At 62.1% G+C, this 26,635-nt stretch carries 22 protein-coding genes and 2 pseudogenes; 8 read left to right on the top strand and 16 right to left on the bottom strand.

Features of this window, described 5'->3' with window-relative positions; genetic code table 11:
* Positions 1–134: 134 nt before the first annotated feature.
* Positions 135–1,196 carry an aromatic ring-hydroxylating dioxygenase subunit alpha gene (locus FFS13_RS13770; RefSeq protein WP_137819649.1) on the top strand — a complete coding sequence of 354 codons (1,062 nt, stop codon included), beginning with the start codon at positions 135–137 and terminating at the stop codon, positions 1,194–1,196.
* A gap of 59 nt (positions 1,197–1,255) precedes the next feature.
* Positions 1,256–2,209: a PDR/VanB family oxidoreductase gene (locus FFS13_RS13765; protein ID WP_137819648.1), complete on the top strand. Its 954-nt coding sequence runs from the start codon at positions 1,256–1,258 to the stop codon at positions 2,207–2,209.
* A gap of 129 nt (positions 2,210–2,338) precedes the next feature.
* On the opposite strand, the gene FFS13_RS13760 is transcribed toward FFS13_RS13765, so the two are convergent.
* The 4 genes from FFS13_RS13760 to FFS13_RS13745 all read right to left on the bottom strand — a co-directional run bounded on the left by FFS13_RS13760 (position 2,339) and on the right by FFS13_RS13745 (position 6,259).
* Positions 2,339–3,070 (bottom strand): GntR family transcriptional regulator, encoded by a 732-nt coding sequence (locus tag FFS13_RS13760; protein ID WP_137819647.1) that lies wholly within the window; start codon positions 3,068–3,070, stop codon positions 2,339–2,341.
* A 51-nt stretch (positions 3,071–3,121) separates the two neighbouring features.
* The gene (locus FFS13_RS13755) at positions 3,122–3,781 is read right to left on the bottom strand and encodes a TetR/AcrR family transcriptional regulator (protein ID WP_137819646.1); all 660 of its coding nucleotides are present in this window, start codon (positions 3,779–3,781) and stop codon (positions 3,122–3,124) included.
* Positions 3,782–3,860: 79 nt separating this feature from the next.
* A complete protein-coding gene (locus FFS13_RS13750; protein ID WP_137819645.1) occupies positions 3,861–4,796 on the bottom strand; it encodes an alpha/beta hydrolase in 936 nt (311 codons plus the stop codon).
* A 20-nt stretch (positions 4,797–4,816) separates the two neighbouring features.
* A complete protein-coding gene (locus FFS13_RS13745; protein ID WP_137819644.1) occupies positions 4,817–6,259 on the bottom strand; it encodes a coniferyl aldehyde dehydrogenase in 1,443 nt (480 codons plus the stop codon).
* Between the two features lie 397 nt (positions 6,260–6,656).
* Here FFS13_RS13745 and FFS13_RS13740 point away from each other — a divergent pair, with 397 nt between their 5' ends.
* Positions 6,657–7,148: a MarR family winged helix-turn-helix transcriptional regulator gene (locus tag FFS13_RS13740; protein ID WP_137819643.1), complete on the top strand. Its 492-nt coding sequence runs from the start codon at positions 6,657–6,659 to the stop codon at positions 7,146–7,148.
* A gap of 110 nt (positions 7,149–7,258) precedes the next feature.
* Here FFS13_RS13740 and FFS13_RS13735 read toward each other — a convergent pair whose 3' ends face one another.
* The 6 genes and pseudogenes from FFS13_RS13735 to FFS13_RS13710 all read right to left on the bottom strand — a co-directional run.
* The gene (locus FFS13_RS13735; protein ID WP_137819642.1) at positions 7,259–8,506 is read right to left on the bottom strand and encodes a thiolase family protein; all 1,248 of its coding nucleotides are present in this window, start codon (positions 8,504–8,506) and stop codon (positions 7,259–7,261) included.
* Positions 8,507–8,508: 2 nt separating this feature from the next.
* Positions 8,509–10,368, bottom strand: a complete 1,860-nt coding sequence (locus FFS13_RS13730) for a feruloyl-CoA synthase (RefSeq protein ID WP_371922961.1) — start codon at positions 10,366–10,368, stop codon at positions 8,509–8,511.
* Positions 10,369–10,600: 232 nt separating this feature from the next.
* Positions 10,601–12,049 (bottom strand): aldehyde dehydrogenase, encoded by a 1,449-nt coding sequence (locus FFS13_RS13725; RefSeq protein WP_137819641.1) that lies wholly within the window; start codon positions 12,047–12,049, stop codon positions 10,601–10,603.
* Positions 12,050–12,141: 92 nt separating this feature from the next.
* Positions 12,142–12,972 carry a p-hydroxycinnamoyl CoA hydratase/lyase gene (locus FFS13_RS13720; protein ID WP_137819640.1) on the bottom strand — a complete coding sequence of 277 codons (831 nt, stop codon included), beginning with the start codon at positions 12,970–12,972 and terminating at the stop codon, positions 12,142–12,144.
* A 607-nt stretch (positions 12,973–13,579) separates the two neighbouring features.
* Positions 13,580–13,746 (bottom strand): annotated as a pseudogene (locus tag FFS13_RS13715) (SDR family NAD(P)-dependent oxidoreductase); the annotation flags it as partial.
* 258 nt (positions 13,747–14,004) lie between these two features.
* Positions 14,005–14,514, bottom strand: a pseudogene (locus FFS13_RS13710) (amidase family protein); the annotation flags it as partial.
* Between the two features lie 8 nt (positions 14,515–14,522).
* Between FFS13_RS13710 and FFS13_RS13705 the strand changes: the two are divergent.
* On the top strand, positions 14,523–15,038 hold the full coding sequence (locus FFS13_RS13705; RefSeq protein ID WP_171006486.1) for a DUF3732 domain-containing protein: 516 nt from the start codon (positions 14,523–14,525) through the stop codon (positions 15,036–15,038).
* 401 nt (positions 15,039–15,439) lie between these two features.
* On the opposite strand, the gene FFS13_RS13700 is transcribed toward FFS13_RS13705, so the two are convergent.
* The 5 genes from FFS13_RS13700 to FFS13_RS13680 form a co-directional block, all read right to left on the bottom strand.
* Positions 15,440–16,657, bottom strand: a complete 1,218-nt coding sequence (locus FFS13_RS13700) for a multidrug effflux MFS transporter (RefSeq protein WP_371922959.1) — start codon at positions 16,655–16,657, stop codon at positions 15,440–15,442.
* 82 nt (positions 16,658–16,739) lie between these two features.
* Entirely contained in the window at positions 16,740–19,826 is a 3,087-nt protein-coding gene (locus FFS13_RS13695; protein ID WP_137819637.1) for an efflux RND transporter permease subunit, read from the bottom strand.
* Positions 19,823–20,941: an efflux RND transporter periplasmic adaptor subunit gene (locus FFS13_RS13690; RefSeq protein WP_137819636.1), complete on the bottom strand. Its 1,119-nt coding sequence runs from the start codon at positions 20,939–20,941 to the stop codon at positions 19,823–19,825. The genes FFS13_RS13695 and FFS13_RS13690 overlap by 4 nt, the downstream gene beginning before the upstream one ends.
* Before the next feature lie 81 nt (positions 20,942–21,022).
* Entirely contained in the window at positions 21,023–21,640 is a 618-nt protein-coding gene (locus FFS13_RS13685) for a TetR/AcrR family transcriptional regulator (RefSeq protein ID WP_137819635.1), read from the bottom strand.
* A gap of 201 nt (positions 21,641–21,841) precedes the next feature.
* Positions 21,842–22,864 carry an AraC family transcriptional regulator gene (locus FFS13_RS13680; RefSeq protein ID WP_137819634.1) on the bottom strand — a complete coding sequence of 341 codons (1,023 nt, stop codon included), beginning with the start codon at positions 22,862–22,864 and terminating at the stop codon, positions 21,842–21,844.
* Between the two features lie 147 nt (positions 22,865–23,011).
* On the opposite strand from FFS13_RS13680, the gene FFS13_RS13675 reads away from it, so the two are divergent.
* From FFS13_RS13675 to FFS13_RS13660, 4 genes are all read left to right on the top strand, one after another.
* Complete coding sequence (locus tag FFS13_RS13675; RefSeq protein ID WP_137819633.1) at positions 23,012–23,929, top strand: fatty acid desaturase; 918 nt, start codon at positions 23,012–23,014, stop codon at positions 23,927–23,929.
* Positions 23,929–24,090 (top strand): rubredoxin, encoded by a 162-nt coding sequence (locus FFS13_RS13670; RefSeq protein ID WP_137819632.1) that lies wholly within the window; start codon positions 23,929–23,931, stop codon positions 24,088–24,090. Before FFS13_RS13675 ends, FFS13_RS13670 begins: the two co-directional genes overlap by 1 nt.
* A gap of 67 nt (positions 24,091–24,157) precedes the next feature.
* On the top strand, positions 24,158–25,345 hold the full coding sequence (locus tag FFS13_RS13665; protein ID WP_137819631.1) for an NAD(P)/FAD-dependent oxidoreductase: 1,188 nt from the start codon (positions 24,158–24,160) through the stop codon (positions 25,343–25,345).
* 224 nt (positions 25,346–25,569) lie between these two features.
* On the top strand, positions 25,570–26,130 hold the full coding sequence (locus FFS13_RS13660; protein WP_137819630.1) for a nucleotidyltransferase family protein: 561 nt from the start codon (positions 25,570–25,572) through the stop codon (positions 26,128–26,130).
* Between the two features lie 46 nt (positions 26,131–26,176).
* On the opposite strand, the gene FFS13_RS13655 is transcribed toward FFS13_RS13660, so the two are convergent.
* Positions 26,177–26,578: a GFA family protein gene (locus FFS13_RS13655; protein WP_137819629.1), complete on the bottom strand. Its 402-nt coding sequence runs from the start codon at positions 26,576–26,578 to the stop codon at positions 26,177–26,179.
* Positions 26,579–26,635: the final 57 nt, after the last annotated feature.

Below are 26,635 nucleotides of genomic sequence, written 5' to 3'. Positions count from 1 at the left end.
TTAAACACCAGTAAATCGCCGCCCTGACAGCGGCATAAAAATCGCTTTCGCGGATTTTTTAAATTGACACCAAGCCAGCTCACAGGAATTATTGGATCCAATAAAAACAAACAAAGGCCTATCAGGAGAGCCTCATGTTTCCGAAAAATGCTTGGTATGTAGCCTGCACGCCGGATGAGATCGCCGAGAAACCGCTCGGCCGGCAGATCTGCGGGGAGAGAATCGCCTTTTATCGCGGCCCGCAAGGCAAGGTCGCGGCGGTGGAGGATTTCTGCCCGCACCGGGGTGCTCCGCTGTCCCTGGGTTTTGTCCAGGACGGCCAACTGGTCTGTGGCTATCACGGCCTGGTGATGGGTGCCGACGGCAAGACCGCCGATATGCCGGGGCAGCGCGTGCGCGGCTTTCCCTGCATCCGCAGCTATCCGGTGGAGGAGCGTTACGGCTTCATCTGGGTCTGGCCGGGCGATGCGCAGCAGGCCGACCCGGCGCTGATCCATCACCTCGAATGGGCCGACAGCCCGGACTGGGCCTACGGCGGCGGGCTGTTCCACATCGAGTGCGACTACCGCCTGATGATCGACAACCTGATGGACCTGACCCACGAGACCTATGTGCATGCCTCCAGCATCGGCCAGAAGGAGATCGACGAGGTCGCACCGGTGACCACCGTCGAGGGCGACAGCGTGGTCACCAGCCGCCATATGGAAAACATCATGGCCCCGCCGTTCTGGCGCATGGCTCTGCGCGGCAACAACCTGGCCGACGACGTGCCGGTGGACCGCTGGCAGATCTGCCGTTTCAGCCCGCCTAGCCATGTGCTGATCGAGGTGGGCGTGGCCCACGCCGGCAAGGGCGATTACCACTCCGCCCCGGCCGACAAGGCCGCGAGCATCGTGGTCGATTTCATCACCCCCGAGACCGAGACCTCGATCTGGTATTTCTGGGGCATGGCGCGCAGCTTCAAGCCTGAGGACCAGGAGCTCACCGCAACCATCCGCGAAGGCCAGGGCAAGATTTTCAGCGAGGACCTGCAGATGCTCGAACAGCAGCAGGCCAACCTGCTGGCCCATCCGCAACGCCAGTTACTGAAGCTGAATATCGATGCCGGCGGCGTGCAGTCACGGCGCATCCTCGAACGGCTGATCGCCCGGGAACGCGCGCCCGCCGCGACGCCCGAGCTGATCGCCAGCACCTGAACGCCAGTGCGGGCCGCGCGCCCGCCCTCCCCCATTGCCCGCTCAGCAAGGAGCGTCCCGTGATCGAAGTCATAGTCCTCGCACGCCACAACGAAGCCACCGACATCTGCAGCTTCGAGCTGGCCCGCGCCGACGGCGCGCCGCTGCCGGCGTTCGACGCCGGTGCCCATATTGACCTGCACCTGCCCGGCGGCCTGATCCGCCAGTACTCGCTGTGCAACCACCCCCAGGAGCGCCAGCACTACCTGATCGGCGTGCTCAAGGATCCCGCCTCGCGCGGCGGCTCCCGAGCCCTGCACGAACAGGTGACGGTGGGCCAGCGCCTACAGATAAGCGCACCACGCAACCTGTTCCCCCTGGCCGAAGACGCCCGACGCAGCCTGCTGTTCGCCGGCGGCATCGGCATCACGCCGATCCTGTGCATGGCCGAACGCCTGAGCCAGCTCGGCGCCGATTTCGAGCTGCACTATTGCGCCCGTTCCAGCGAGCGCGCGGCCTTCGTCGAACGGCTGCAGGCCGCGCCTTTCGCCACACGGGTGCAGCTGCACTGCGACGACGGTCCCGCCGCGCAACGGCTGGATGCCGCCGCCCTGCTGGCCGATCCCGACGCCGGCACGCACCTGTATGTCTGCGGGCCGGGCGGCTTCATGGCGCATGTACTGGACACGGCCAAGGCCCAGGGCTGGGCCGACCAGCGTGCGCACCGCGAGTATTTCGCCGCCGCGCCAACCGCTCGCGAGGACGACGGCAGCTTCGCCGTGCAGCTCAACAGCAGCGGCCAGATCATCCAGATCCCCGCCGACCGGAGCGTGGCTCAGGCGCTGGAAGCCTGCGGCATCCAGATCCCGCTGTCCTGCGAACAAGGCATCTGCGGCACTTGCCTGACCGGGGTGCTGGCCGGCGAGCCGGAGCACCGCGACCTGTACCTGAGTGAGGCCGAACAGGCGCGCAACGACCAGTTCACACCCTGCTGTTCGCGGGCGAAAAGTGCGCTGCTGGTGCTGGATCTTTAGGGGGGGGCAGGCAAGCCCTGCCTGAGTTGGCCGCTGCACAAGAACGCAGAACCTGCAGGAGCGGGCCATGCCCGCGATGCTCTTGCCTTGCCCGTTTCGCGGGCATGGGACTAGGCGTCGCCCCCGCGCCTACGACCGCTCCTCTGCCGCCCCCTTGTGAATCACCTTGAGCCCTTCGCTGGCGACCTCGGCCGGACCGAAGATCTCCGCGTAGCGCAGGGTCGCATTGGCGTGCTCGCGCATGATCGCCTCAGCGCGCGCGCCCTGGCCGTTGACCAGGGCGTCGAACACCGCATGGTGCTGCATGTGGGCGAAATTGAAGCGCCGGTATTCGCGGACCATGTCGTTGAGGTCGACCGCCAGCGAGCTGACCGAGGCGAACGGCAGGTGGTCGTTGCGCGCCAGGGCCTCGGCGATGGCCGGGTTGCCGCTGGCTTCGATGATTAACTGATGAAAGCGCATGTTCAGGTCGTGGTAGGCCTCCAGGTCCTCCTCCCGCACATAGCCCTTGTCGAACAGCCGATCGCCCTGCTCCAGGCATTCGAGCAGGGCCTGACGCGCCTCGGAGTCGACTCCCCGCTCCGCCGCCTGGCGCGCGGCCAGGCCCTCGAGCACCCCGCGCACCTCGACCGCGCCGGCGATCTCCACCGGGCTGACCGCGCGCACCGTGTAGCCACGACCGGCGCACTTGGCCAGCAGGCCTTCCTGCTCCAGCGTGCGAAAGGCGATACGCACCGGCGTACGCGACACCTGGAGCAGCTCCGCGGTGGGAATCTCGGCGATCCGCTCGCCCGCCGCCAGCTCCCCGGAGGCGATCATCTTGCGCAGCGCGATCAAGACGCGCTGACCCGGCTTACTCATAGCGCTCCCCCATCGGACTGATGGGGCCATCATAACGTAGCCAGGGCGCGATCAAGACGCGGGCACGCGACGGATGAAACACCTGCCGAACAGGCCCAGGGCCACCTCGACCCGCTGGCCGATCTGCTCGTCGGACCAGCTCTGCTGCACCCCCAGGGTGAACAGCTTGAGCGGCTGCGAGATCAGCAGCGCATCGATCAGCTCGACCGCCGGCTCGACATCCTCATGCGCCAGCAGCCCCTTGGCCGCAGCCTTGCTCAGCCAGCTGCGCAGCAGGTTGAGGCAGCGCTCGGCGCCCTCCCGGTACCAGATCCGGGCGATGCCCGGCGCGCTCTCGCGGCCCTGCGCGGCCATCAGGTAGATGCCCAGGGCCAACGGCGAAAGGGTCAGGCGCGCCCACAGCGTCAGGTACATGCGCAACTCGCTGAGCAGGTCCTCGGCGCAGTCGATGCCGCTTTCCAGCAACAGTTCGAGGGTAGACAGGTCGCGGGCCACCAGTTGCGAGACCAGCTCCTCCTTGCTCGCCACCAGCAGGTACAGGGTCTTCTTCGAGATGCCGGCGGAGCGCGCGATGGCGTCCATGGTGAAGTTGGCGAAATTACCGCTGCCGAGTTCGGCCGCCGCGGCATCCAGCAGCAGGCTCATTTGCTCCTGCCGACTGCGCACGGGCGGACGGCCGCGTTTGGGCGGCTGCGGGGTAGCTTCAAGCATGCTGGAACCTGCTGATTGGCATAGCGCTGTCGTCCTAGGGGGCGCCTAGCTTACAGAGGCTTGCGCAAGAACGCCTACCCTAACCTCGTTGAGCCCGAGCGCCGTCATCTGCCTCCCCTGCGACCTGAAAGGCTTCGCGCAGGGAATCCTCCATCAACTGCCAGGCCTCCTCTGCCGAGTCGTCCGGCCCCAGGTGGGTGAACATATGGTCGCAGCCGGCGAACATCCGCTCGCTCACCGGCACTCCGGCCTGGCGCAGCTTGCTGGCGTAGGCTTCGCCTTCAGCGCGCAGGACATCGTACTCGGCGGTGATCAGGGTGGCCGCCGGCATGCCGCGCAACTCGTCGACCGTCGCCAGCAACGGCGAGGCCAGCGGATCGCGGGCCTGGGCCGGATCGCTCAGGTAGCAGCGGTTGAAGAAGCGCCCCAGGCCTGCACCGAGCAATGGTTTGTCGATGGTCGATGACTTCGCGCCGGGATCCTGGGCCAAGTCCAGCGCGGCATAGTCGATCAGTTGATGCACCACCCGCAGCCGCTGATGCCCACGCGCCAGACTGGCCACCGCGGTGGCCAGGTTGCCGCCGGCGCTGTGCCCGCCGACGGCGATCCGCTGTGGGTCGATGCCCAGCGCCGTGGCTTGGTCGGCCAGCCATTCGAGCACCGCGAAGGATTGCCGCAGGCCGGCGGGAAACGGCTGCTCCGGCGCCAACGCATAATCCAGGTTGACCACCAGGCAACCCAGGTTGTGGGCCAGCCGGCGGCAATAGCTGTCGTCGTGCTCAGGCACCCCGGCGACGAAGCCGCCGCCATGCAGGTTCAGATACACCGGCAGCTTCACCGGGGTCTGCAGATTGGGCCAGTACAGCAGCGCCCGCGCAGCCCCCCAAGGGGTCGGGATGCTTTCCTCGGCGACGGCGCGCAACGGAAACTGCGCAGCATCGTAGGTGAACTTCGCCTTCATGCGCTTGGCGAAGGCGCGCAGCAGCTTGGCCGTCAGTTTTTGCCACAGGTTCATGTGTCAGGCTCCAGAAAGAATTAGCAGGCAGTCAGCAGATGTTCCAGCAGACCGTGGATCATCTCGCCGTAAGGCGCGCGCATCGCCAGGTTGGACTCGCCGATCGGGCTCTGCACCACCACCGCCTTGGCGTGGCTGAAGGTGCGGAAGCCATAGATGCCATGGTAGGCGCCCATGCCGGAGTGGCCGACGCCGCCAAACGGCAGCTCCTCGAACAACACATGGGTCATGGTGTCATTCACCACCACCGCGCCCGAGGTCGTGCGCTCCAGCACCTGCTGCCGCTCGCCGGCGTCCTCGCCGAAGTAATAAGCCGCCAGGGGCCGCGGCTGGCTATTGACGTAGTCGATCGCCGCGCTGAAGTCGCGGTAAGTCTTGATCGGTAACAGCGGCCCGAAGATCTCCTCGCGCAGCACCTGCATCTCGGCGCTGGCATCGAGCACCAGGGTCGGGGCGATCTTGCGGATCTCGCGGTCGCTCAGATCTTCCTCTGCCGGGTTGATCTCGACCAGGCGCGCACCCTTGTCGTGGGCATCGGCGAGGTAACCCTGCAGGCGGTCGAAGTTGCGCGGGTTGATGATCGAGGTGTAATCGGGGTTGCTGCGTAGCGTGGGATACATCGCGCCGACGAAGCGCACGGCTTCGGCGACGAAGTCCGCCAGCGACTCCTCCGGCAGCAACACATAGTCCGGCGCCAGGCAGATCTGCCCGGCGTTGAAGGTCTTCACCGTCAGCACCCGCTGCACGGCGGTGGCAAGATCGGCGCTGCGCGAAACGATCACCGGCGACTTGCCGCCCAACTCCAGGGTGACCGGCACCAGATTGTCCGCAGCCGCACGCATGATGTGCTTCGCCACCGCAGTGCCACCGGTGAAGATCAGGTGATCGAACGGCTGCGCACTGAACTGCGCGCCGACCTCGGCGCTGCCCAGCACCGTGGTCAATTCGGTCTCGTCGAAGTGCCGGGCGATCAACTCGGCGATCAGCGCCGAGGTGCGCGGGGTCAATTCCGAGGGCTTGAGCATGGCCCGGTTACCGGCCGCGAGAATGCTCGCCAGCGGACCGAAGGCCAGCACGATCGGGAAGTTCCATGGGCTGATCACGCCGACCACGCCCAGCGGCTGATAGTCGACGCGCGCTTCGCAACCGGGGAAAGGCGCCGGATGCAACTCGGGCCGCATCCACTCGCTCAGGTGCTCGCGGCAGTGCTTCAGGCTCGCCACCGAACCGGCGATATCGGACAACAGCGTCTGCTCGCGGCTGCGGTTGCCGAAGTCCGCGGACACCGCCGCGACGATCGCCTCGCGGTTGTCCAACAACAGGGCGATCGCCCGGTCGAGGCGGTCGCGGCGCAGTTCCAGGCTGGCCGGCCCCTCCGCCAGGTGGGCCTGCTTCATCCGCGCGAGGGCGGCAGCGAGTTGTTCGGGGGCGACCGCGGCACCGTTGTTACCGAGAATGCTCATGGCGTGACTTCCTGCTAGGTTGATTGAATTGTTATTAGGTAGCACTAAGTGCTAGACGAGCAGGCACCCGTACCGACTCATGGTCTGAGTATGCCGAAAATCCACACAAAAGAAACCATGTAGTTTCCTTATTATTCAGTTTCTGACGGGAGGCTCTATCCGCCCATAACGAGCGCCTCTTCGGATAAACGAGCAAGACTCCCAGCAGGATAAATACCCAGTAAGGGGCACCACCCAGGAGCCAATGAACTGGCCAAAGCCTAGCCATTGATGCGAAACTGATTAGGCTAATTAAGCAGTATCCTGTCGACCCTGGATCGCCCCGAACCCGCGGCGAGAACGGATCGTTATCCCGTCATCTCGGCAACCCCTTAGCGAGCGCCCCCGGTCCCAGCGAATGGCCAAGAAGAATCCCCCCCCCACAGAAGCAAACAGCCCGGCCACAGAGCCGAACGACACCCTGCTGAGCCAGTTGATCGGCTACGCCCTGCGTCGCGCCCAGCTGAAAGTCGCGCAGAACCTGGTCGAGCAGCTGAACCCGTTCGATCTGCGCCCCGCGCAGTTCTCCGCCCTGCTGATCATCGAGGCCAGCCCCGGGCTGATGCAGACCGACCTGGCGGGCATCCTCGCCATCGAGCCGCCGCAGGTGGTGACCCTGCTGAACAAGCTGGAAAAGCTCGGCCTCGCCGTGCGCGTGCGCTGCAAACCGGACAAGCGCTCCTACGGCATCTTCCTCAGCAAGGCGGGGGAAACCCTGCTCAAGCAGCTCAAGGAAATCGCCGCTGCCAGCGATCGCGACGCCACTGCCGCGCTCAGCGACGGCGAACGGCAACAGTTGCTCCAGTTGCTGCACAAAATCTACCGGCGGGACGATCAAGCCACAGGCTGATCGGCCTGGCGCCCTCTCCCGCCTCCTCGGCCTCATGGGCTACCACCCCAACACACTGCGTCGCTGGATCGCCTGGCGAGTGGCAGCAAGCCGGACGGCGCACAGCCTGCTCAGCCCGGTTGGAATGCAGGGTTCTCGATCAGCAGCGCCATGCCCTGACCGCCGCCGATACAGGCTGCGGCGATGCCATAGCGCTGGTTGGCCGCACGCAGTTGCCGGGCCAGGGTCAGGGTCAAGCGCAGCCCGGTGGCGGCCAGCGGATGACCAAGCGCGATGGAGCCGCCCTGCTGGTTCAGACGGTGCGGCTCGAGTTGCAGCTCTCGCTGCACCGCGAGCACTTGCGCCGCCTGGGCCTCGTTGATCTCGAAACGGTCGATGTCATCCAACCTCAGGCCGCTGCGCGCCAGCAGCAAGCGAATCGCCGGCGCCGGACCGATACCCATCAGCTCGGGCGCCACGCCCACCGCCGAAGCCGCCAGCAGACGCGCCAACGCTGGGCGATCGGACTGCATGCCAGCGGACGCGACCAAGGCCGCCGCCGCACCGTCGACCACTGCACAGCTGTTGCCGGCGGTCTGCACGCCACCGGCATGGATGGCCCGCAAGCGTGACAGGGCCTGGAGGCTGGTCGGACGCGGGTGGCTGTCCTGCTCGAGCTGGGTCAACCCGCGCGGTAAGGCAATGCCGCGCGGCCGATAGCCGTCCAGCTCGAAGGTTTCATCGCACAGGGCGACGATCTCCCCCGCGAACGCGCCTTGCCGCTGCGCCTCGAGCGCGCACTGGAAGCTGCGCAAGGCATAGGCATCGACCTCTTCACGGCCGATGCCATGGCGCCGCGCCAGGTTCTCCGCGGTGCCGATCATGTCGACGTCGGGAGCCGGGTCGTACAGCGCTTCCCAGAGGAAATCCTTGAACTCCACCGGCGCACCGAGCCGGAAACCGCCGCGATGGGTGTAGGCGGCGATCGGGTTGCGCGACATCGACTCGCTGCCCACGCACAACGCCAGCTCGACACGCCCCGCAGCGATCTGCTCGCCAGCCTGGCGCAACAACTCGAAACCGGTGCCGCAGATGCGCTGCACCGCAAGCGCCGGCACCACCTGCGGCACGCCGCTGTAGAGGCCGATATGCCGCGGCAGCATGTAGGCGTCGAAACTCGCCTGGGCCATGCAGCCGGCCAATACCGAATCCACGGCCGTCGGGTCGATGGCGGCGCGGCGCAGCACTTCGCGGCCGACCTTGATCCCCAGATCGGTCGGCGACACCAGGCCCAAGGCCCCGCCATAATCGCACCAGGGCGTGCGCACGGCCTCGAGGATCAGTACATCGTCGAATGCCGAATAGAGACCGCTGACCATGCTCAGTGCCCCACCACCCGTTGCGGATCGTCGCCACGGTACAAGGCATCGATCCGCTCGGCGCGGCAGGTCAGAATCGCCCGCTGATTGAGCGAGCCCTTGTCCGTGACCTCGCCCTTGTCCAGCGACGGCGGCTCGCTCATCAGGCAGGCCCAGGCCAAGCGCGAGGCACTGCCAGTGGCCTGCAGGTTGAGCCGCTCGAGCAACTCGCCCAGCCAGTCACGCACCTTCGCCGAGGCCAGCACCTGCTCAGGTGCAGCATCGCCCCCCAGCCCGGCCAGCTCGCGGCATGCCGCCAATTGCGGGAACACCAGCAAACCGATGCACTCGCGGTTTGGCGCGGTCACCACCACATCCTGGATATAGGGCGCACCCGCCATGATCACCCGCGCGCGCAGTGGGCCGACGCTGACGAATACCCCGGTGTTGAGCTTGAAGTCCTCGGCGATGCGCCCATCGAACATCAGGCCCAGCTCCGGGCACTCGGGATCGGCCAGCTTCAAGGCATCGCCGGAGCAGTAATAACCCTCTTCGTCGAAGGCCGCAGCGCTCTGCTCGGGTGAACGCCAATAGCCCGGCATCACATGCGGGCCGCGAAAGCGCCCCTCGAACTTGCCGTCCACCGGCACCAGCTTGACCTCGCAGCCCGGTGCCGGCAGGCCGACGTAGCCAGCCATGGACAGCGGTCCGGTGGTGAAGGTGCAGGACGGCGAGGTCTCGGTCATGCCGATCCCCGCCATCATGCGGATGCGTTCGCCGCAGTGCGCCTCGGCGACCGCATCGAGACGATCCCAGACCGCCTGCGACAGCCCGGCACCGGCGAAGAAGAACAGCTTCATCTGCGCGAAGAAGGTTTCGCGCAGCTCGCCATCGACCTCCAAGGCGGCGACCAGGTCTTCCCAACCCTTGGGCACGGTGAGGTAAGCGGTCGGCGAAATCTCCCGCAGGTTGCGCAGGGTCTCGGCGAAATACTGTGGGGTTGGCTTGCCGTCGTCGAGGTACAGAGTGCCGCCGTTGTACAGGACGATGCCGACGTTGTGGCTGCCACCGAAGGTGTGGTTCCACGGCAGCCAATCGACCAGCACCGGCGGCGCCTCGGCGAACACCGGGAAGGTCTGCAGCAGCATCTGCTGGTTGGCGCAGAGCATGCGCTGGGTGGTGATCACCGCCTTGGGCAGCTTGGTCGAGCCGCTGGTGAAGAGGAATTTGGCGATGCTCTCCGGGCCGGTAGCCGCGAAGGCCGCATCCGCCTCGTCGCAGGCCTCCGCACACAACAGACTGGCGAAGGATAGCGTCTCCCGCCCCGCCAGCTCGCCCCGGGTCAGCACCAGTGGCGTGGTACTGGGCACCACGGCCTCGATGGCGCGCCCGAAGGCTTCGCCATCGGCGGCGAAAACCAGCCCCGGCTGCAACAACGTGCAGATGTGCTGCAGTTTGTCGTAGTCCCGCGCGATCAACGAATAGGCCGGCGACACCGGACAATAGGGGATCCCCGCATACATGGCGGCGCAGGCCAATTGCATATGCTCCAGATCGTTACCCGAGAGAATCAACAGCGGACGCTCAACTGACAGGTCGAAATCCATCAGGCGCTGGGCGATACAGCGCACCCGCTGCAGCATCTCGGCATAACCGATGCGCTGCCACTCACCATCCTTGCCCCGCCGCGCGATGAAGGTCTGCGCGGGGCGCTCGTCGGCCCACCGCACCAGGCGTTCGAGCAGACGTTGTGGATAGGCCTGCAGAGGCTCCAACACCTCCATATACAGCGCCTGCCCGGCGCGGCGCAGTTGCACCGCCGGCATGCCGATCGAGACCTGGCGATAGCCCGGACTGACTCGGCTGCGAGATTGACTATTCACTTCGGAAACTCCTCCGCAAAGCGCTCCCGGGCCTTCCGGCCGCCCACCCCAGGGTGCGCGGGCGAGCCCGAGCCGATTGTTCTTATACTGCTGTTTTGCGCCAGGATCTCGTGAGCTAGAGCCAGACAAGGCGAAATTGGGCGAGGACGCGGAATTTACCAGCTGTACATAAGCAGTCCGAGTCCAATTTCAACGCCGTATGGCCGACGCGCAGCAGATCCTGAACACGTTCTCAGATCGGGTAGTGGCGCGGCCCATTCTGGATGGTCACCCAGCGCAGTTGGGTGAAGTGCTCGATCGAGGCCTTGCTGCCGAAACTGCCATAGCCGCTGGCCTTGACCCCGCCGAAGGGCATCTGCGCCTCGTCGTGCACGGTCGGGCCGTTGATGTGGCAGATGCCCGACTCGACCCGCTGCGCCAGCAGCAAGGCCCGCGACACGTCGCGACTGAAGATCGCCGCCGACAGACCAAACTCGGAGTCGTTGGCCAGGCGCAGCAGCGCCTCGTCACCCTCGCCGCGCACCACCACGGCCACCGGGCCGAAGGACTCCTCGCGGTACAGGCGCATCGATTCATCGACGCCATCGAGCAGGGTGGCCTGCATGATACTGCCCTCCACTTGGCCGCCCGCCATCAGGCGCGCGCCCTTGGCCAACGCGTCGTCCACCAGCGCCTTGATCCGCTGCCCCGCCGAAACATCGATCAAGGAGCCGAGCACCGAAGCGGCGTCGTTCGGGTCGCCGGCACGCAGGCTGGCCACCTTCTTCGCCAGTTTGTCGACGAAGGCATCGGCCACCTTGGCATCGACGATCAGGCGCTCGGTGGACATGCAGATCTGGCCCTGGTTGAAGTAGGCGCCGAAGGCCGCCGCCTCCACCGCCGCGTCCAGGTCGGCGTCGTCCAGTACCAGCAACGGCGCCTTGCCACCCAACTCCAGCACTGCTGGCTTCAGGTGCCGCGCCGCCAGTTCGCCGACGATGCGCCCGACGTGGGTCGAACCGGTGAAGTTGACCCGGCGCACCGCCGGGTTGGCGATCAGCCGTTCGACTATGGCCGGGGCGTCTTGCGGGGCATTGCTGATGACGTTGACCACCCCGTCACCGAGACCGGCGTCCTGCAACACCTGACCGATCAGCCGATGGGTCGCAGGGCTCAGTTCGGAGGACTTGAGCACCACGGTATTGCCGCAGGCCAGCGGCATGGCCAGCGCACGCACACCGAGAATCACCGGCGCGTTCCACGGCGCGATCCCGAGCACCACGCCGCAGGGCTGGCGCAGGGCCATGGCGAAACTGCCCGGCAGATCGGAGGGAATCACTTCACCGTAGATCTGCGTGGTCATGGCCGCAGCTTCACGCAGCATGCCGGAGGCCAGATGGACATTGAAGCCATACCAGTTGGCTGCCGCGCCTGTCTCGCCGGCCGCCGTCATGAACTCGGCAGAGCGATCCTCCAGCAACTCGGCCGCCTTGAACAACCGAGCCCGCCGTTCGCTGGGTGCCAGCGCGGCCCAGGCGGGAAACGCCGCTTGCGCCGCAGCCACGGCAGCATCGGCGTCCTCCAGGGTAGCGGCGGCGACCCGCGAGACGACTTCACCGGTCAGCGGGTTGCGCCGCTCGAAAACTCGACCATCGGCAGCCGGTCGCGACTGACCGCCAATCAGCAAGGGCACGTCGAACATGGGAAATTCCTCGTTATTGTGCTTGTTCTAGAATTGCGGTCAGTCCAGTCGGGGCCGTAGGCGACAACAGTCGCCACCCCAACCTTCTGGCTTCAGCGCTTGTACGCCTGCAGGCCGGGCTTGATGCTTTTGTCGTCGAGGAACTGCTTCATGCCTTGCTCACGCCCACCTTCCGTATCGAGCAAACGCGACTGGTCGAGCTTGGCGTACAGGTAATCCTCGTTCTGCTCCCAGGTCAGCTCGCGGCAACGCTTGAAGCCGATCTTCGCGGCACGCAGCACCACCGGGTTCTTCTCCAGCAGGTTCTCGGCCAGTTCGAGGGTGACCTCGCGCAGCTGCGCCAGCGGCACGCTCTCATTGACCAGGCCCATCTCGGCGGCTTTCTGACCGCCGAAGGTCTTACCGGTCATGATGTAATACAGCGACTGGCGATGCCCCACGGTATCGGCCATGGCCTTGCTCACCAGGTTGCCCGGCGGGATGCCCCAGTTGATTTCCGACAGGCCGAAGGTCGCCTCGTCGGCGCAAATGGCCAGGTCGCAGGCCACCAGCGGGCTGAAGCCGCCACCGAAGCACCAGCCATTGACCATGGCGATGGTCGGCTTGGTGTACATGCGCAGCAGTTTCCACTGCCACTGCGAAGCCTCGCGGCGGATCTTCTCCTGCAGGATCTCTGGGCCGGCATCGACTTCGCGGAAATACTCTTTCAAGTCCATGCCTGCGGTCCAGGACTCGCCGGCACCGGTCAATACCAGCACCCGGGCGTCCGGATCCTGCTCCAGGGTCTCAAGTACGTCGACCATCTCGCGATTGAGCGTCGGGCTCATCGCGTTGCGCTTTTCCGGACGATTCAGGATGACCCAGGCGATACCGCCCTCGATTTCCACTTTCACGGTTTGCCAACGGCCTTCGTAGCTGCTCATGTCCCACCCTCAGTCTGTTGTGTGTTGCGGTAAGACAAAGCTATTCCGACAAACTAGTTATGTCAATTAACTATTTTTATATTTAAAACCTTCCAAGGAAGACAAGCCAGCAGCTCAGTGAACGTGATAAGCCGGACTTTTCCTATAAAATTGAAAACAAAAGAGCAAATCTTGGCGTTCAATGTCTCGTGGACGCACCGAACCTCAGGCAGAACGATTAACAAACGTCATCTTTTTAACCTTGCCTCCTATGACGTCGCCTGCCCGAGCTGACAGGCAGCCATCGCAGCGCTATTTAGGACCTCCGGGATGCCAGCAGGGCGTGTTCAAACGAAGCCACTGGCACAAGCTACCGACGCGGCAGCGCTCGACTGCGGCTTGCAAGCGCGCACCAAGGCCAGCCAGCTCGACGCTGACAGCGGCTGCCTGGTGGTCGCCTCGCAGCAGCGCATGGCTAGCACGCGGACGTTGGCAACGCTGTCGTCGATGGTCCCGGCGACCACACGCTGCTGTTAGGTACGGTGGCGATCTGCGGGCGCATCTGCTCGGGCCGACCCTCGCCAGCTTGCCCGGCGGCCTATCGACCGGCCGCCCTGCGCCACCCCGTCGGCCGCATTCCATGCTGCATCAGCGCGTTAGCGTGGCGCGCCAACTCCAGCGCGGCGCCGCGAATGAAGCCGTTGACCCCAGCTTGGCGGCCGCGTAGTCGCTCAGCCCCGGGTAGGCTACTCGCGGCCCGGTGACCGAGGAAGTGACCAGCACGGTGCGGCCGCCGAAGTCGAATCGTACGTTCATCCAACCACTCCCATGCCCCATAGGCGAGGCTCGGCAAGCTTAAAGCTGCGGGGCGAAGCCCTCGGCCAGGGCGCCGACGGTGATCCAGTCGATTTGTGTGCTCATGGAAAGAAATCCCTGCGGTGGAAAGCGCATCGATGGCCGCCGTTACACCAGGAGGCGCCTATCGACCAGAAGCTTGAGTACTGCAAAAAAAGCCCCGCGCCGGAGCATGGCTAAGGGCAAGAGATCAATCGCTCAGGCGCGGCGGCGCGCACTCACCGGCGGCACCCGGCTGGCCCAGGGCTGGGCGCGCTCCAGTTGCGCGGCCAGCGCCAGCAGTGTGCTCTCCCCACCAAAGCGAGCGACGAAGTGAGCGCCGATGGGCAGGCCGTCGGTGCTCCAGTACAGCGGCACGGACATCGCTGGTTGGCCGCTGGCGTTGAACGGCGCGGTGAACGGCGAGTAGCTGTGGTAGCTCTCCAACAGTTCATCGAGGCTCAGGCTGTCGTCGCGCAGATCGAGCTCGCCGATTGGTACCGGTGGGCGTGCGAGGGTCGGGGTGAGGATCAGGTCGTAATCTTGCAGGAACAGCGCCAGGCGTCGGCCGAGGGCGTGGATCCACTCTACCGCCGCCGCGTATTGGGCGCCGCTGACGTTACCCTTGTGGCGCAGGATGATGCGCGTGCGTGGCTCGATTTCCTCGTCGCGCACCGGGACGCCGCGTATCTGCCCAAGCATGTCCAGGTAGTGACGGGTACTGGCGCCGCTCGGATGTGTCTATAAAACTAGGTGCTATTCATCTGGACGCTGAGTGGGAAGACGCCCAGATAGCACTCTCAATTCAAGATCTGGCTATCAAGGTTCGCCACGATGGGAGAGATGATTTCCTTTGGGAAGTCGGAAGCGGCGCGAACTGGCTGGCGTATCACATTGCAATGCTTCTGGCTCTACAGCTCTATTTCCTGAAGTCCGAGAGTCATGCGGTACCGCACCTTCTGATTTTTGACCAACCTAGCCAGGTTTACTTTCCAATCAAGCGCGCGACGAGACAAACCGCTGAGGATGAAGCCGATGGGAAAAAAGAGCCTAGCCTGGACGACGAAAATCGCGACGCTGTTCGGAAGGTCTTCAACGTTCTTGCAAGGGCAGTCAACGGGTCGAAGGGCTGCCTGCAAATCATTGTCCTCGACCATGCTGGTAGTGAGGTCTGGGATGGGATTGATGGTGTGGTCTTGTCGGAAGAGTGGCGCAATGGCGAGAAACTCGTACCGCCAAGGTTCGAAGCTTGATAGCGCCAGGAGCCGCCTAGCTGCGCACAGGCTAGGCGAACAGTATTCAACGATGCATCGAACTTCGTGAAGGCATTCTGAGAGTGGGCAGACACCACGCCCAAACGGTACCTGCAACACACCGAAGATCAGACGGCCTAGTACCTACTCCTGCTGCGAAGTCCGTTTCCAGACGTGGTTTCTGAGTGCCCGCTTTTGGCTGTGGATTCAACCGGTCGTGGACTACCGCTATCGGCCAGCTCCGACGAACCAGAATGAACCCCTTGTGGGGCAGGTCGGCATACAGGTCGCTGGTTTGAATCAATATACTGCGCGGAAAAAGTATCAACAGCTCTACCGAAAGTGGCCTGCAACACTACAAGCAGAACATACAGTTCGGACTTGAGATTTGAATTGATGAATCAAACTCGTCGGCCCTCTCGACTTAAAATGAAAAGACCTAGCGCGATGATGCATGCCGTTACCTGAATACCGCCCAGCGTTGTGACTTCGGGGAACGTCAGTGCCGTTCCTAGCCACGTTGTGATTGCTGCCGCACCCATGGTGAGAAAACCGAGCATTGCCGAGGCCAGTCCAGCCTCTGAGCCATAAGGCCCCATGGTTATTGCTGTCCCCAACGGATTGGCCAAGCCCATCCCCAGAAGGAAAACTACCATTGACAGGGTGTACCACCCCAAGCCTGGAGCTACTGGCCCCAACAGCAACACGCTGCCGCCAAGTAACGCGATACCGAGGCCTGCCAATGTGATGCTCCTAGGCCCAAAGCGATGAGCAAGCTTAGGCGCTGCTATGCCGGCCATGAACACAACGAACACCGTTGCCGCGAAGTACAGTCCAGCCTGGAGCGCAGACAAGCCTATCCCACTCATCAAAATGGCAGGCGCAGCACCGAACGACGCAAACAAACCACTCATCAGCAGGCTCATCGACAGCCCGGGCAAGATGAATCGACGATCCCGCAGCAGCTTGCCATAGGCCCGCAGTACTTCGGCAACCGAGCGCGAGACTCGGCGGGAGGCCGGGTGGGTTTCACCTAGCCCCTGGACATAAAAAACGGCAACAGCGATGGCGGCCATTGCTACCAGTGCGAATATCGCTCGCCAGCCCAACGTCATCGCCAAAACACTGCCAAGCAATGGCGAGAAACCGGGTGCAGCGGCGGTGGCAACCATAATCAGCGACAAGGCACGTCCTAACGCTTCGCCTTCAAATAAATCTCGCGCAATAGCGCGAGCTAGGACGGCCGGTGCGCAGATGCCTAAGGCCTGTATGACTCGCCCGGTAATCAGCATTTCGAATGAGTGGGCGAGACCACTCACGAATGTGCCCACCACAAATATCGACAGCCCCCCCAGCACAAGCTTCTTTCGCCCGTAGCTATCTGCCAGAGGCCCAACTACCAATTGAGCGAGTGCGAAGGTAATGAAAAAACTGGAAAAAGTCAGACCCAGCTCGCGAGAAGTCACACCGAGCTGGGCTGCAATGGCCGGAAACGCCGGAAGAATAATGTTAGTGGACAGGATACTGATGGCCGACAGGCAAGCCAGCAGTGCTATGACCTTACCCGTCAATGGCGACGTTTCGGCGTGGCCGCTACCCGATGACACACCAGTGACCACAACAACTGTCCGATTTGACATAGCGGTTTCTCTCGATATGGCTGTAGTGAAGTGGGCGAAATAGTTTCGCCGCACTATCCAGTTATGCAGGCTGCGCCTCTTGGGCGCGGTGGTTATCGGGCTTGATCTTGAACCAGATGGAGTACATGGCTGGCAGGAACACCAGCGTCAGTACAGTGCCGGCCAAGGTGCCGCCGATTAGCGTGTAAGCGAGCGTTCCCCAGAACACCGAATGAGTCAGCGGGATAAACGCCAGGATGGCTGCCAATGCAGTGAGAACCACCGGTCTGGCACGCTGAACGGTGGCTTCGACCACCGCCCGAAACGGCTCCAATCCTGCTTGTTCGTTATGGTGTATTTGCCCAATCAAGATCAGCGTATTGCGCATCAAGATGCCCGACAGCGCGATCAGACCGACCAATGCGTTGATGCCAAATGGCTGCTGGAAAAGAATCAGCGTGGGCACCACGCCGATCAACCCAAGTGGGCTGGTGAGAAACACCATGACCATCGCCGAGATCGAGCGCACCTGCAAAATCAGGATGACCAGGGTGAGCGCCAGCATGATCGGAAACAACGGCAACATCGCCACCATCGCCTTGCCGGACTCTTCGATGGAGCCGGCCTCCTGGATGCGATAGCCGCTCGGCAATTTTTCCATGAGGGGCTGCAACTTCTGGGTGATTGCCGCTGATACGTCTGGCGGTTGCAGTCCCTCGGCGATGTCTCCACGTACGGTAATGGTCGGCACCCGGTCGCGCCGGCGCATGATCGGCTCTTCCATGCGCACGTCGACCTCGCCAACCTGCGACAGCGAAATGCGCTGACCGTTGGCGCCTGCCAAGGTGAAGTCCATGACCTTGGCAGGATCGAAGCGTGTGGCTCCGGCTGAACGCGCAATCACCTGAACGGTGCGGATGTCCTCGCGTACGGCGGTAATGGGCACACCGCTCAAGAGAAACTGCAACTGCTGCGCAACGGCACTAGAACTCAGGCCCACGGCCTGGAGCCGGTCCTGCTGCAAGGTGAAGTGCAGTGTGGGTGTGCGCGAGCCCCAGTCGGTGTTCACCGTGCGCATCATCGGGCTGGCCTCCATCACCTTCTGCACCTGGTCAGCTATACCACGCAGCGTGTCCTGGTCTGGGCCAGCCACTCGATAGGCGACCGGGAATGGCGAGTACGGGCCGAACACCAGCTGGGTGACTCGCACACGTGCCTCACCGGCCAGACCCTCGGCAATTGCCTGGCGTAGCCGGTGTTTCAGCGTTTCGCGTTCAGCTTCGTTGCCAGTGCGGATCACAATTTTGGCGAAAGATGGGTCCGGCAGTTCCGGGCTCATTGCCATGTAAAAACGCGGGGCGCCCTGACCGATATAAGCCGTGACAATCTTGGCTTCGTCTTGCTTAGCCAGCCAGGCTTCCACTTTTTCCGCCGCGGCGCTGGTTTGGGCAATTGAGGTGCCATAGGGCATCTGCACTTCGACCAACACTTCGGGGCGATCGGAGATGGGGAAAAACTGTTTTTTGACGAATCCCATGCCAACGATGGCTGCCACAAACAGTCCAATTACAGCCCCTGCCACCAGCCACTTGTTAGCGATGATGCGCGTCAGCACATGACGGAAACGGTTGTAGCGCTGTGTGTCGTACAGCGTGTCGTGGCCGCCCTCCACGGGTTTGACGTTGGGCAGCAACTTGACGCCGAAATACGGCGTAAACACCACAGCCACCAACCATGAGGCAATCAAAGCAGTGCCGACAATCCAGAACATATTGCTGGTGTATTCACCGGCTGTGGAACGGGCAAAGCCGTTGGGCATAAAGCCGACCGCGGTCACTAAAGTGCCCGACAACATCGGTGCGGCAGTATGGCTCCAGGCATAAGCCGACGCGGCGATGCGGCTGTAGCCTTCCTCCATTTTCACCACCATCATCTCGATGGCGATGATCGCGTCATCCACCAGTAAGCCCAGCGCCAAGATCAGCGAGCCCAAGGTGATGCGGTCGAAGTTTTTACCGCTCGCGGCCATCACCACAAACACGATTGCCAGTGTCAGTGGCACCGCCGCCGCGACTACCACACCCACGCGCCAGCCCATGCTGAGAAAACTCACCAGCATGACCACCAGCAGCGCGACGAAGAACTTGACCATGAACTCGTCCACCGCCGAGCTGATGTTGACCGCCTGATCGGTGACCTTGGTCAAGTTCATGCCTAGCGGCAGCTCGCTATTGATTGCCCCGACCTCGCCGTCCAGCGCCTTACCCAGGTCCAGACCGTTCCAGCCGTCACGCATAACGATGCCGAGCAGTAGCGTGGGTTCGCCGCCATTGCGGATCAAAAAGGTCGCCGGGTCTTCATAGCCACGGGTGACCGTGGCGACATCCGACAGCTTCAACGTGCGGCCTTGCGCCACGATAGGCGTATCGCGGATTTTCTCGAGTTGATCGAACGCGCCGTCCAGTCGCAGGAACACCTGCGAGCCTTTGGTTTCCACCGAGCCCGCCGGGGTCAGCGCGTTTTGTCCGTTGAGTGCGGCGAACACCTCTTGTGGGCCAATGCCCAGGGTGGCCAAGCGCTCATGGGAAAACTCGACATAGATGCGCTCAGGTTGCTCACCAATGATGTTGACCTTCTTCACACCCGGCACATGCAGCAAGCGTTGCCGCAGGGTTTCCGCATCACGCACCAGGACACGCTGCGGCTCACCTTTGGCCTTGAGCGCGAACAGGGCGAAGGTGACATCCGAATACTCGTCGTTGACCATTGGCCCGATCACGCCGGCCGGCAGTTCCTTGGCTTCATCAGCGACTTTTTTACGCGCCTGATAGAACTCCTCCGGCACTTGCGAAGGCGGCGTAGTGTCGAGCAGAGATAAGGTGGTGAAGGCCAGGCCAGGGCGGGTATAGGTTTCGCTGCGGTCGTACCAGCGCAGCTCCTGCAGACGTTTCTCGATTTTCTCCGCGACCTGATCCTGCATCTCCTGCGGCGTCGCGCCAGGCCAGGCAGTAACGATGGTCATGACCTTGACGGTAAAGGCGGGGTCTTCCGCACGCCCCAGCTTGAAGAAGGCGATGAGCCCAGCCAGTGAAATCAGCAGGACCATAAACAGGGTGACCGAGTGCTCGCGAACCGCGAGGGCTGACAGGTTGAAACGACCCTCGCTCATGGACGGGCTCCCGCAACCGCGGCGATATCACCTGGAGCGGGCACGCGCACCTGCTGACCTTCACGCAGCAGGTGCGCACCCAGCGCGACGATGCGCTCGCCGGTCTTCAGCGGGCTACTCACGCTCGCGCCGGCATCATCTAGATGCTCCACCACCACCGCTTGCCAATGAACTTGCGCAGGCTCGCCGCTCACCACCCAAACGCCTGGGCCGTTGCCAGCGTCGTACAGCGCACCGATGGGCACGTACAGGCTGCCTGCTGGCACCCGCGAAAGCGTGTCTGCAATCTGCAAGGTGATGGTGCTGCCCAGCGGTGCGTTTGCCAGCTCGCCTTCCAGCACATAGCGCGCTTCGAACGTCCTGGTTTGCCGATCGGCCACATCGGAGAGCTGCCTAAGCTGGGTGGCAACGCCAACGCCAGGTGAACCAAAAAGCGTGGCCTGGGCCGCAGACCCGAGCACCGGACGCAGGGTTTCCGGCAATTGAATAACTGCTTCACGCGGCCCGGCGTGCGCCACCCGCACCACCACTTGGCCTGCGCTAACGACTTGGCCTGGCTCGACCAGGGTGTCCATGACAACGCCATCGGCGTCAGCCAGCAATTCGGTGTAAGTCGTGGCATTGACCGCTACTTCCGCCTGCGCCCGGGCCGCGCTGAGCTGGGCCTTGGCCGCATCGGCAGCTGCCTTGTACTGGTCGTAGGCCGAGGCCGATATCGCCCCGGTTCCGCGCAACCTACGGTAACGGGCTTCATCGTCACCCGCTTGCTGCGCCCGTGCTCGCGCAGCGGTCACGGCCTCGCGCTGAGCATTGGCAGCCAGCTTTAGATCGACAGGGTCAAGGCGCATAAGGGCCTGACCACGTTTGACGGTTTGCCCGGTGTCTACCAGTCGCTCAAGCACCTTGCCGGCGACACGAAAGCCCAGGTCACTTTCGACACGGGCCGCCACCGTTCCGGTGAAAGCACGGGGCGCCGTGGTCGCCGCTTTCACAGTAGCGACACGTACCAACGGCGCAGCGCTACGTGGATCGGCTGGCGTTGGTTCGCCGCACGCGACGAGCACAAAGGGCATTACGCAGAAAACGGCAGGTAAAACGAGGCGACGCCAGAGCATGAGAGTCTCATCACGAAAGGATCAGGACTCACACTCTGAATCGAGTGACCAATTTAGTCAATAGTCACAAATGCGGTTTTGTTAAGGCGAGAGGCTACGCAATACCAACCCAGAGAGGTGCGTCGGCGCCTCATCGATATAGTCGAAGCCGTGCTGCAACAGCAGCGGATTAAGGAACGGGCGGAGAACCAGATAGATCGCCATCACGGTTTCATCGAGCGGCGTTTTGCGCTCAAAGTCACCGTTCTGTCGCCCTGCTTGTAGGATGGTTTTGATCAACTCACGGATACGTTCTTCATACGCCAGCGTTGCCTGCCAGCGCTCGGTGGACGCTGAAGATGCGATTTCGTAAAGCTTGCGGTCATCGGAAAACAAACGAAGGCTGGCCACGGCAATGACCTTGAACAGGCGCCTCAGCTGCTCTGGCGGCTGGTCCACCTCGGCAACGGCAGCCCTAACTTCAGCCTCGATTTGGCTTAGACAATTGGCGCAGATTATTTCGCCGATGGCCTGCTTGGATTCGAAGAATTTGTAGATATAGGCCTTGGAAAAACCGATGGCTTTGGCCAAGTCCGATACGGTGGTCTTCTCGTAGCCATACAGGCTGAAATGCTCTTTAGCGGCGACGACGATCTGATCGCGCACGTCATGGTCTGCGGGGCCGCGTACGGGAACAGCTGGGGTTAGTGTTTTGTTCATGAGCGGCAGCTTACTGCCAGTTGGAAATCGGCACAACAAGTGACCCACAAAGACAATAGTCACTATAACGTGAAGGCAAAGAGTCGGGTGTGATGCCTTCTGGCTCTTGCACTTGAATTCGATCGAGCTGATTGAACAATGTGCAAGCGAGCTGCATTGCATCGGCGCAACCAGTTCGATGGTCAGTGAAACGGTGTGCGCTCACCGCCTTGAGACTTTCCGATACTCGCTCGGCGACTGTCCGAACCAGCGCCGGAACGCACGCGCGAAAGCTGTAGGATCACCGTAGCCAAGCTGAAACGCCATCTCTTCCTGTTTCATCTCAGTGTTTTCCAACAGTTGCCCCGCGAGTTGTTTACGCTCCGCGTCGACGAGATTGCGGAAGCTGGTGCCTTCCTCCGTTAGCCTACGATGCAGGCTGCGCGGTGCCATCGCTAGCTGACTCGCAACCTCTTCGAAGGGGGCCGCCAGTCCCGTCGCCCCAAGGAGAAGCTGTCGGACCTGGCCGGTGATGCCGCCGACCTGCCGTCTCTCCAGTTGCGCGCGGCACTGCTCTTCCAGTAGCCGGACCAGATGTACGTCGTACATCGGCAGAGGCAACTCCGCATCCTGCCGACGCAGCACGATGGCGTTGCGCGAACATTCGTAGTGTGGCGCGATTCCGCTGAGTGCTTCGATCCGGTCCGCGTGCGCCGGCGGCTTGCCCTGGAATTCGAGCCGCAGCACGTGCAGTCCCGACAGCGCAAGCTCGTCGAACAGACGGATGCTTGTCGCCATATCTCGCTCCAGTAGGAACTGTCGCAGGTGATGCGGGATCGCCGAGGCGTCGAGGCTAGTGCCGTATTCGTGCTGATCGCAGAATATCGCCAATCGGCAGTACGCCGTGCTCAGCGGCAGATAGCGCAGCGCGTACTGAATGGCCTCGCGCAAGTTACGACTGGTTCGCAGCGCAAACCCCCAGATGCCGAAGGTCGCCACGTTGTAGCGCAGGCCAAGCTCGAAGCCCAGTGCGGGAACATCCGGCAAGGCGAGCATCAGGTTTTCAATCAGGCGCATCTCCTGCTCGCGTGCGATCAGGGCATCCGCATCCCGCAGCTGCGCTTCGAGGATGCCGGTACCTAGCAGGCAGGTCTGCACATCGACGCCGTAGCGCGCAGCGAAGTTCACCATCACCTGACTGATGGCGACGGGGTGCTGGAAGCTCGCGTGCTTTGCTATGCCCATGCCGAAATCTTCTGAAACAACGGTGCGATACGACCTGGCCAGAAATGCATGGCAAAAGGCCTCCCATATCCTTCTAAGGGTACACGACTACCCGCTAAGGTTGCGCAACCGACCAACAAACAACAAGAACGTCCCGGGAGGACGACCATGCATCCGGACCTCAACGAGCTGAATAAACAGGCCATCGCCACGGCACGCGAATACACCAGTGAGCTAGCCTGGCCGACAATGGCACTGGTGCTACTGGTGTGGGCATCGCTTATCGTGGACTTTTACCTGTTCGCGATAGGCCAGTTGTCGCTGATACCTGCAATACTGATCTATGCCGTCGTCACCTACATGTCCTATACACCCCTGCATGAGGCCGTGCATGGCAACATTCATGGCGATCACGATCGACTGCAGTGGCTCAATGATCTCTGCGGGTACCTAGTGGCACCTTTGATCATGGTGCCGTTCTCTACTCACAAGGTTGAACATTTCACGCACCATCGCTACACCAACCAGCCAGACAAGGATCCGGACTACGTCCTTATCGGCATGCGCGGTGGTTTTTTCGCCTTCTTGGTTTGCGGATTTCGTTTTCTGTGGATCCAGAACACCTTCCTGTTCCGCGACTATTGGCCGACCGCTCCGCTGCGGGCAAAGGCAGCCTACATTGCGGAAGTGCTGTTCGCGATCGGCTGGCGGGTCGCGTTCATTACGCTGATTGCGCGAGAACATACCTGGGCGCTGCTGGTATTCGGCTACTTGGCCGGTGCATTCTTCGTCGCGTACTGGTTCGCATATCGTCCTCACCTGCCGTACAAGGACTCCACTCGTTACCGGAACACCAACAGCATGATCATGCCTACGTGGATGAAACCGTTGGAGTGGTTCTGGCTCGGCCAGAACCTGCACTCCGTGCACCACCTGTTCCCGCGGGTGCCGTTCTATCGCTACCACGCATTGCATCGCCGGATCGAGCCGGCCATGCGTGCCCACGGTACGCCCATGATCGGTATTTTCAGCCGACGCAACGTCGAAAGCGAAGACGCCCAATTGCGCACCACGGAGTCGTCCTGATGTTTCGCCAATACCTCTGTGAAATCTGCGGCCACATCTATGACGAAGCGCTGGGCGCGCCACAAGAGGGTATTGCGCCTGGGACCCGCTGGGAGGACGTGCCGGACAGTTGGGTATGCCCGGATTGTGGCGTCACCAAAAGCGATTTCGTCCTTCTGTGAGTCCTGAGTTCCCATCAGTGAAGGGCATCCAAGTGCATTCCAACAATGGGTACGGAGCAAATCTGAGATGAAGCCACTGATAATTGTTGGTACAGGGCTAGCGGGCTATACCCTGGCGCGCGAGTACCGCAAACGTGAACCGAATGCGCCTTTGGTATTGCTGACCGACGACGATGGCGCGTTCTATTCCAAGCCTCGCCTGTCGAACGCCTTTAAGGACGGCAAGTCAGCCGATCAACTGCTGCAAATGCCGGCCGATGAGATGGCCAAACAGCTCAATGCAACCATTCTCACTGGCGTTTGTGTGTCCATGATCGATCCGCAGGCGAACACCCTGTTGGTCGATGGCCAGACGCTTGCCTGGAGCAAACTGGTCCTGGCCTGCGGAGCAAATCCGGTTCGCCTGCCTCTTGCTGGCGATGCTGTCGATCAAGTGCTCTCGGTCAACAACAGACTCGATTATGCCTCGTTCAGAGAAGCTCTGATCGGCAAGCGAAGCGTTGTGTTGCTGGGCGCCGGACTGATCGGCTGTGAGTTTGCCAACGATTTGGCGGGACATGGTTTTGCGGTGACGGTGGTCGACTGTGCGCCCCACCCTCTGGGGCGCCTGCTCCCGGTTGAGGGTGGGGCCGCCTTGCAGAAACAACTTGAACAAGCGGGGGTGCGCTTTCGTTTCGGCAGCAGCATCGCTCGCGTCGACCGAAGCGCAGCTTCATTGAAACTCACACTCGATGACGCCAGCGTCCTGGACGCTGACATGGTGTTGTCTGCTGTCGGGCTGATGCCGAGGGCTGAACTCGCCACCGCTGCTGGCCTTGCAGTGCAGCGCGGCATCGTCACCGATCAAATGCTGCAAACCTCACACCCGGACATTTATGCCCTCGGTGACGTTGTGCAAATTGACGGTTGGGTGCTGCCGTTTGTGTTGCCGCTGATGGCTCAGGCTCGCGCTCTCGCGGCCACGCTCAGCGGCCAGCCCACGCCTGTGCACTATCCGGCGTTTCCAGTGACCGTCAAAACACCCGCCTGCCCCACCGTTATCTGTCCACCAGCCTCAGGTATCGATGGCCAATGGCTGAACAAAACGCTGCCCGATGGCTGGCGTGGTGAATATCGGTCAACGGGGGGTGAGCTTCATGGCTTTGCACTTATGGGAGAAACCGCCATAAGAGATCGCCTTTTGCTTGCCAAACAGATCAAGGACTGGTTGCCAGCCCTGCCCCACCTTTCAATAACTGAATGTTTACCGGCGTGAGTTGAATCAACGCGAACGGGTGACGACCTGTTTTTTCTGAACGACATACTGAGGTGTGAGTCGCCCCTAAACTTGTAGATATTCAATGACTGTTTCTGGCCGGTTTCAGCCGAATTCCACAGGCCCTTTGGGTCGGTAACGGGCAGAAAACGGCCAGAAGCGGACATTAACGCAGCCGGATTGGTAGTCTCTCGTTCCGACTTTGAACATATAGGCCCACGCCGATGATCCAGCTCTCGCAGGTACAGACCATCATCGCTGCCGATCCGGTACGTTGGCGGATACTCCGTCTGGTGCAAGAGCTAGAGCTTCCCGATTGCTGGATTGCTGCGGGCTTCGTGCGCAGCGCGATATGGGATCACCTGCATCAGCGAAACGCTTCACCGCTACCGCCGGATGTCGATGTCATTTGGTTCGATAACGAGCGTGCTACGGCAAAAGTAGATGCTGAGATTGAAGCAACTCTGCGGGGCATGGACAGTACTCTCAACTGGTCTGTAAAAAACCAGGCGCGCATGCACCTCCGCAACGCTGACCTACCTTATACCTCGGCGGTCGATGCCATGACCCACTGGCCGGAAACGGCCACCGCCGTAGCTGTACGGCTTGGAATAGAGGGTATGATCGAGGTCGCGGCACCACTCGGCCTAGACGATCTCTTTAACCTTGTCGTCCGACCTACGGCGAAGTTCCAGGCAGATAAGCGACAGATCTATCTGAACCGCCTTCGCTCAAAGAACTGGCTCGCAACCTGGCCGAACCTGAAGATTATCCCGATAGGCTGAAGCGCTTCGGCTACGACGTTTCATTCCCGCTTTCGCCCCAGCGCGTTCAGTCGGACTGTGGCCAAGAATCCTGAATTTCATACCATGGCGCCTTGGATCTCACCTGAATGTGCCTCTGCTTCTCCGTCGCGAATGGAGTGTCCAGCGTACCGAGCGCTATCGAGATCCAGTCGGCGTATTCACCTTGGTTTTTAGACCAAAACAGCGACGACCCACAGTGGGCGCAGAACTGGCGAAGCACTGCTGCCGAGGAAGAGTAGGACTTGACGTCATCCGCGCCCTGAACCAGGTGTAGGTCACTACGCAATACACTGCCATAGCTGGCGAATGCGGCTCCATGACCTTTACGGCATTGGCTGCAATGGCAGTGGCTCAGCGCTTTGGGGCGAGATCGGATTTCATATTTGACGGCACCGCAAAGGCAGCTGCCCTGAAAGTATTCAATCATTTTGGAAGATCATCCTGGAAACATGGGGTCAATTTAAATCGCAGACTGACTGCGCTG

The organism is Pseudomonas sp. 2FG (assembly GCF_005502935.1).
Taxonomy (GTDB): Bacteria; Pseudomonadota; Gammaproteobacteria; order Pseudomonadales; family Pseudomonadaceae; genus Aquipseudomonas.
Note: the sequence above shows the minus strand (reverse complement) of the source record. Positions and strands in the feature narration are given on the sequence as shown.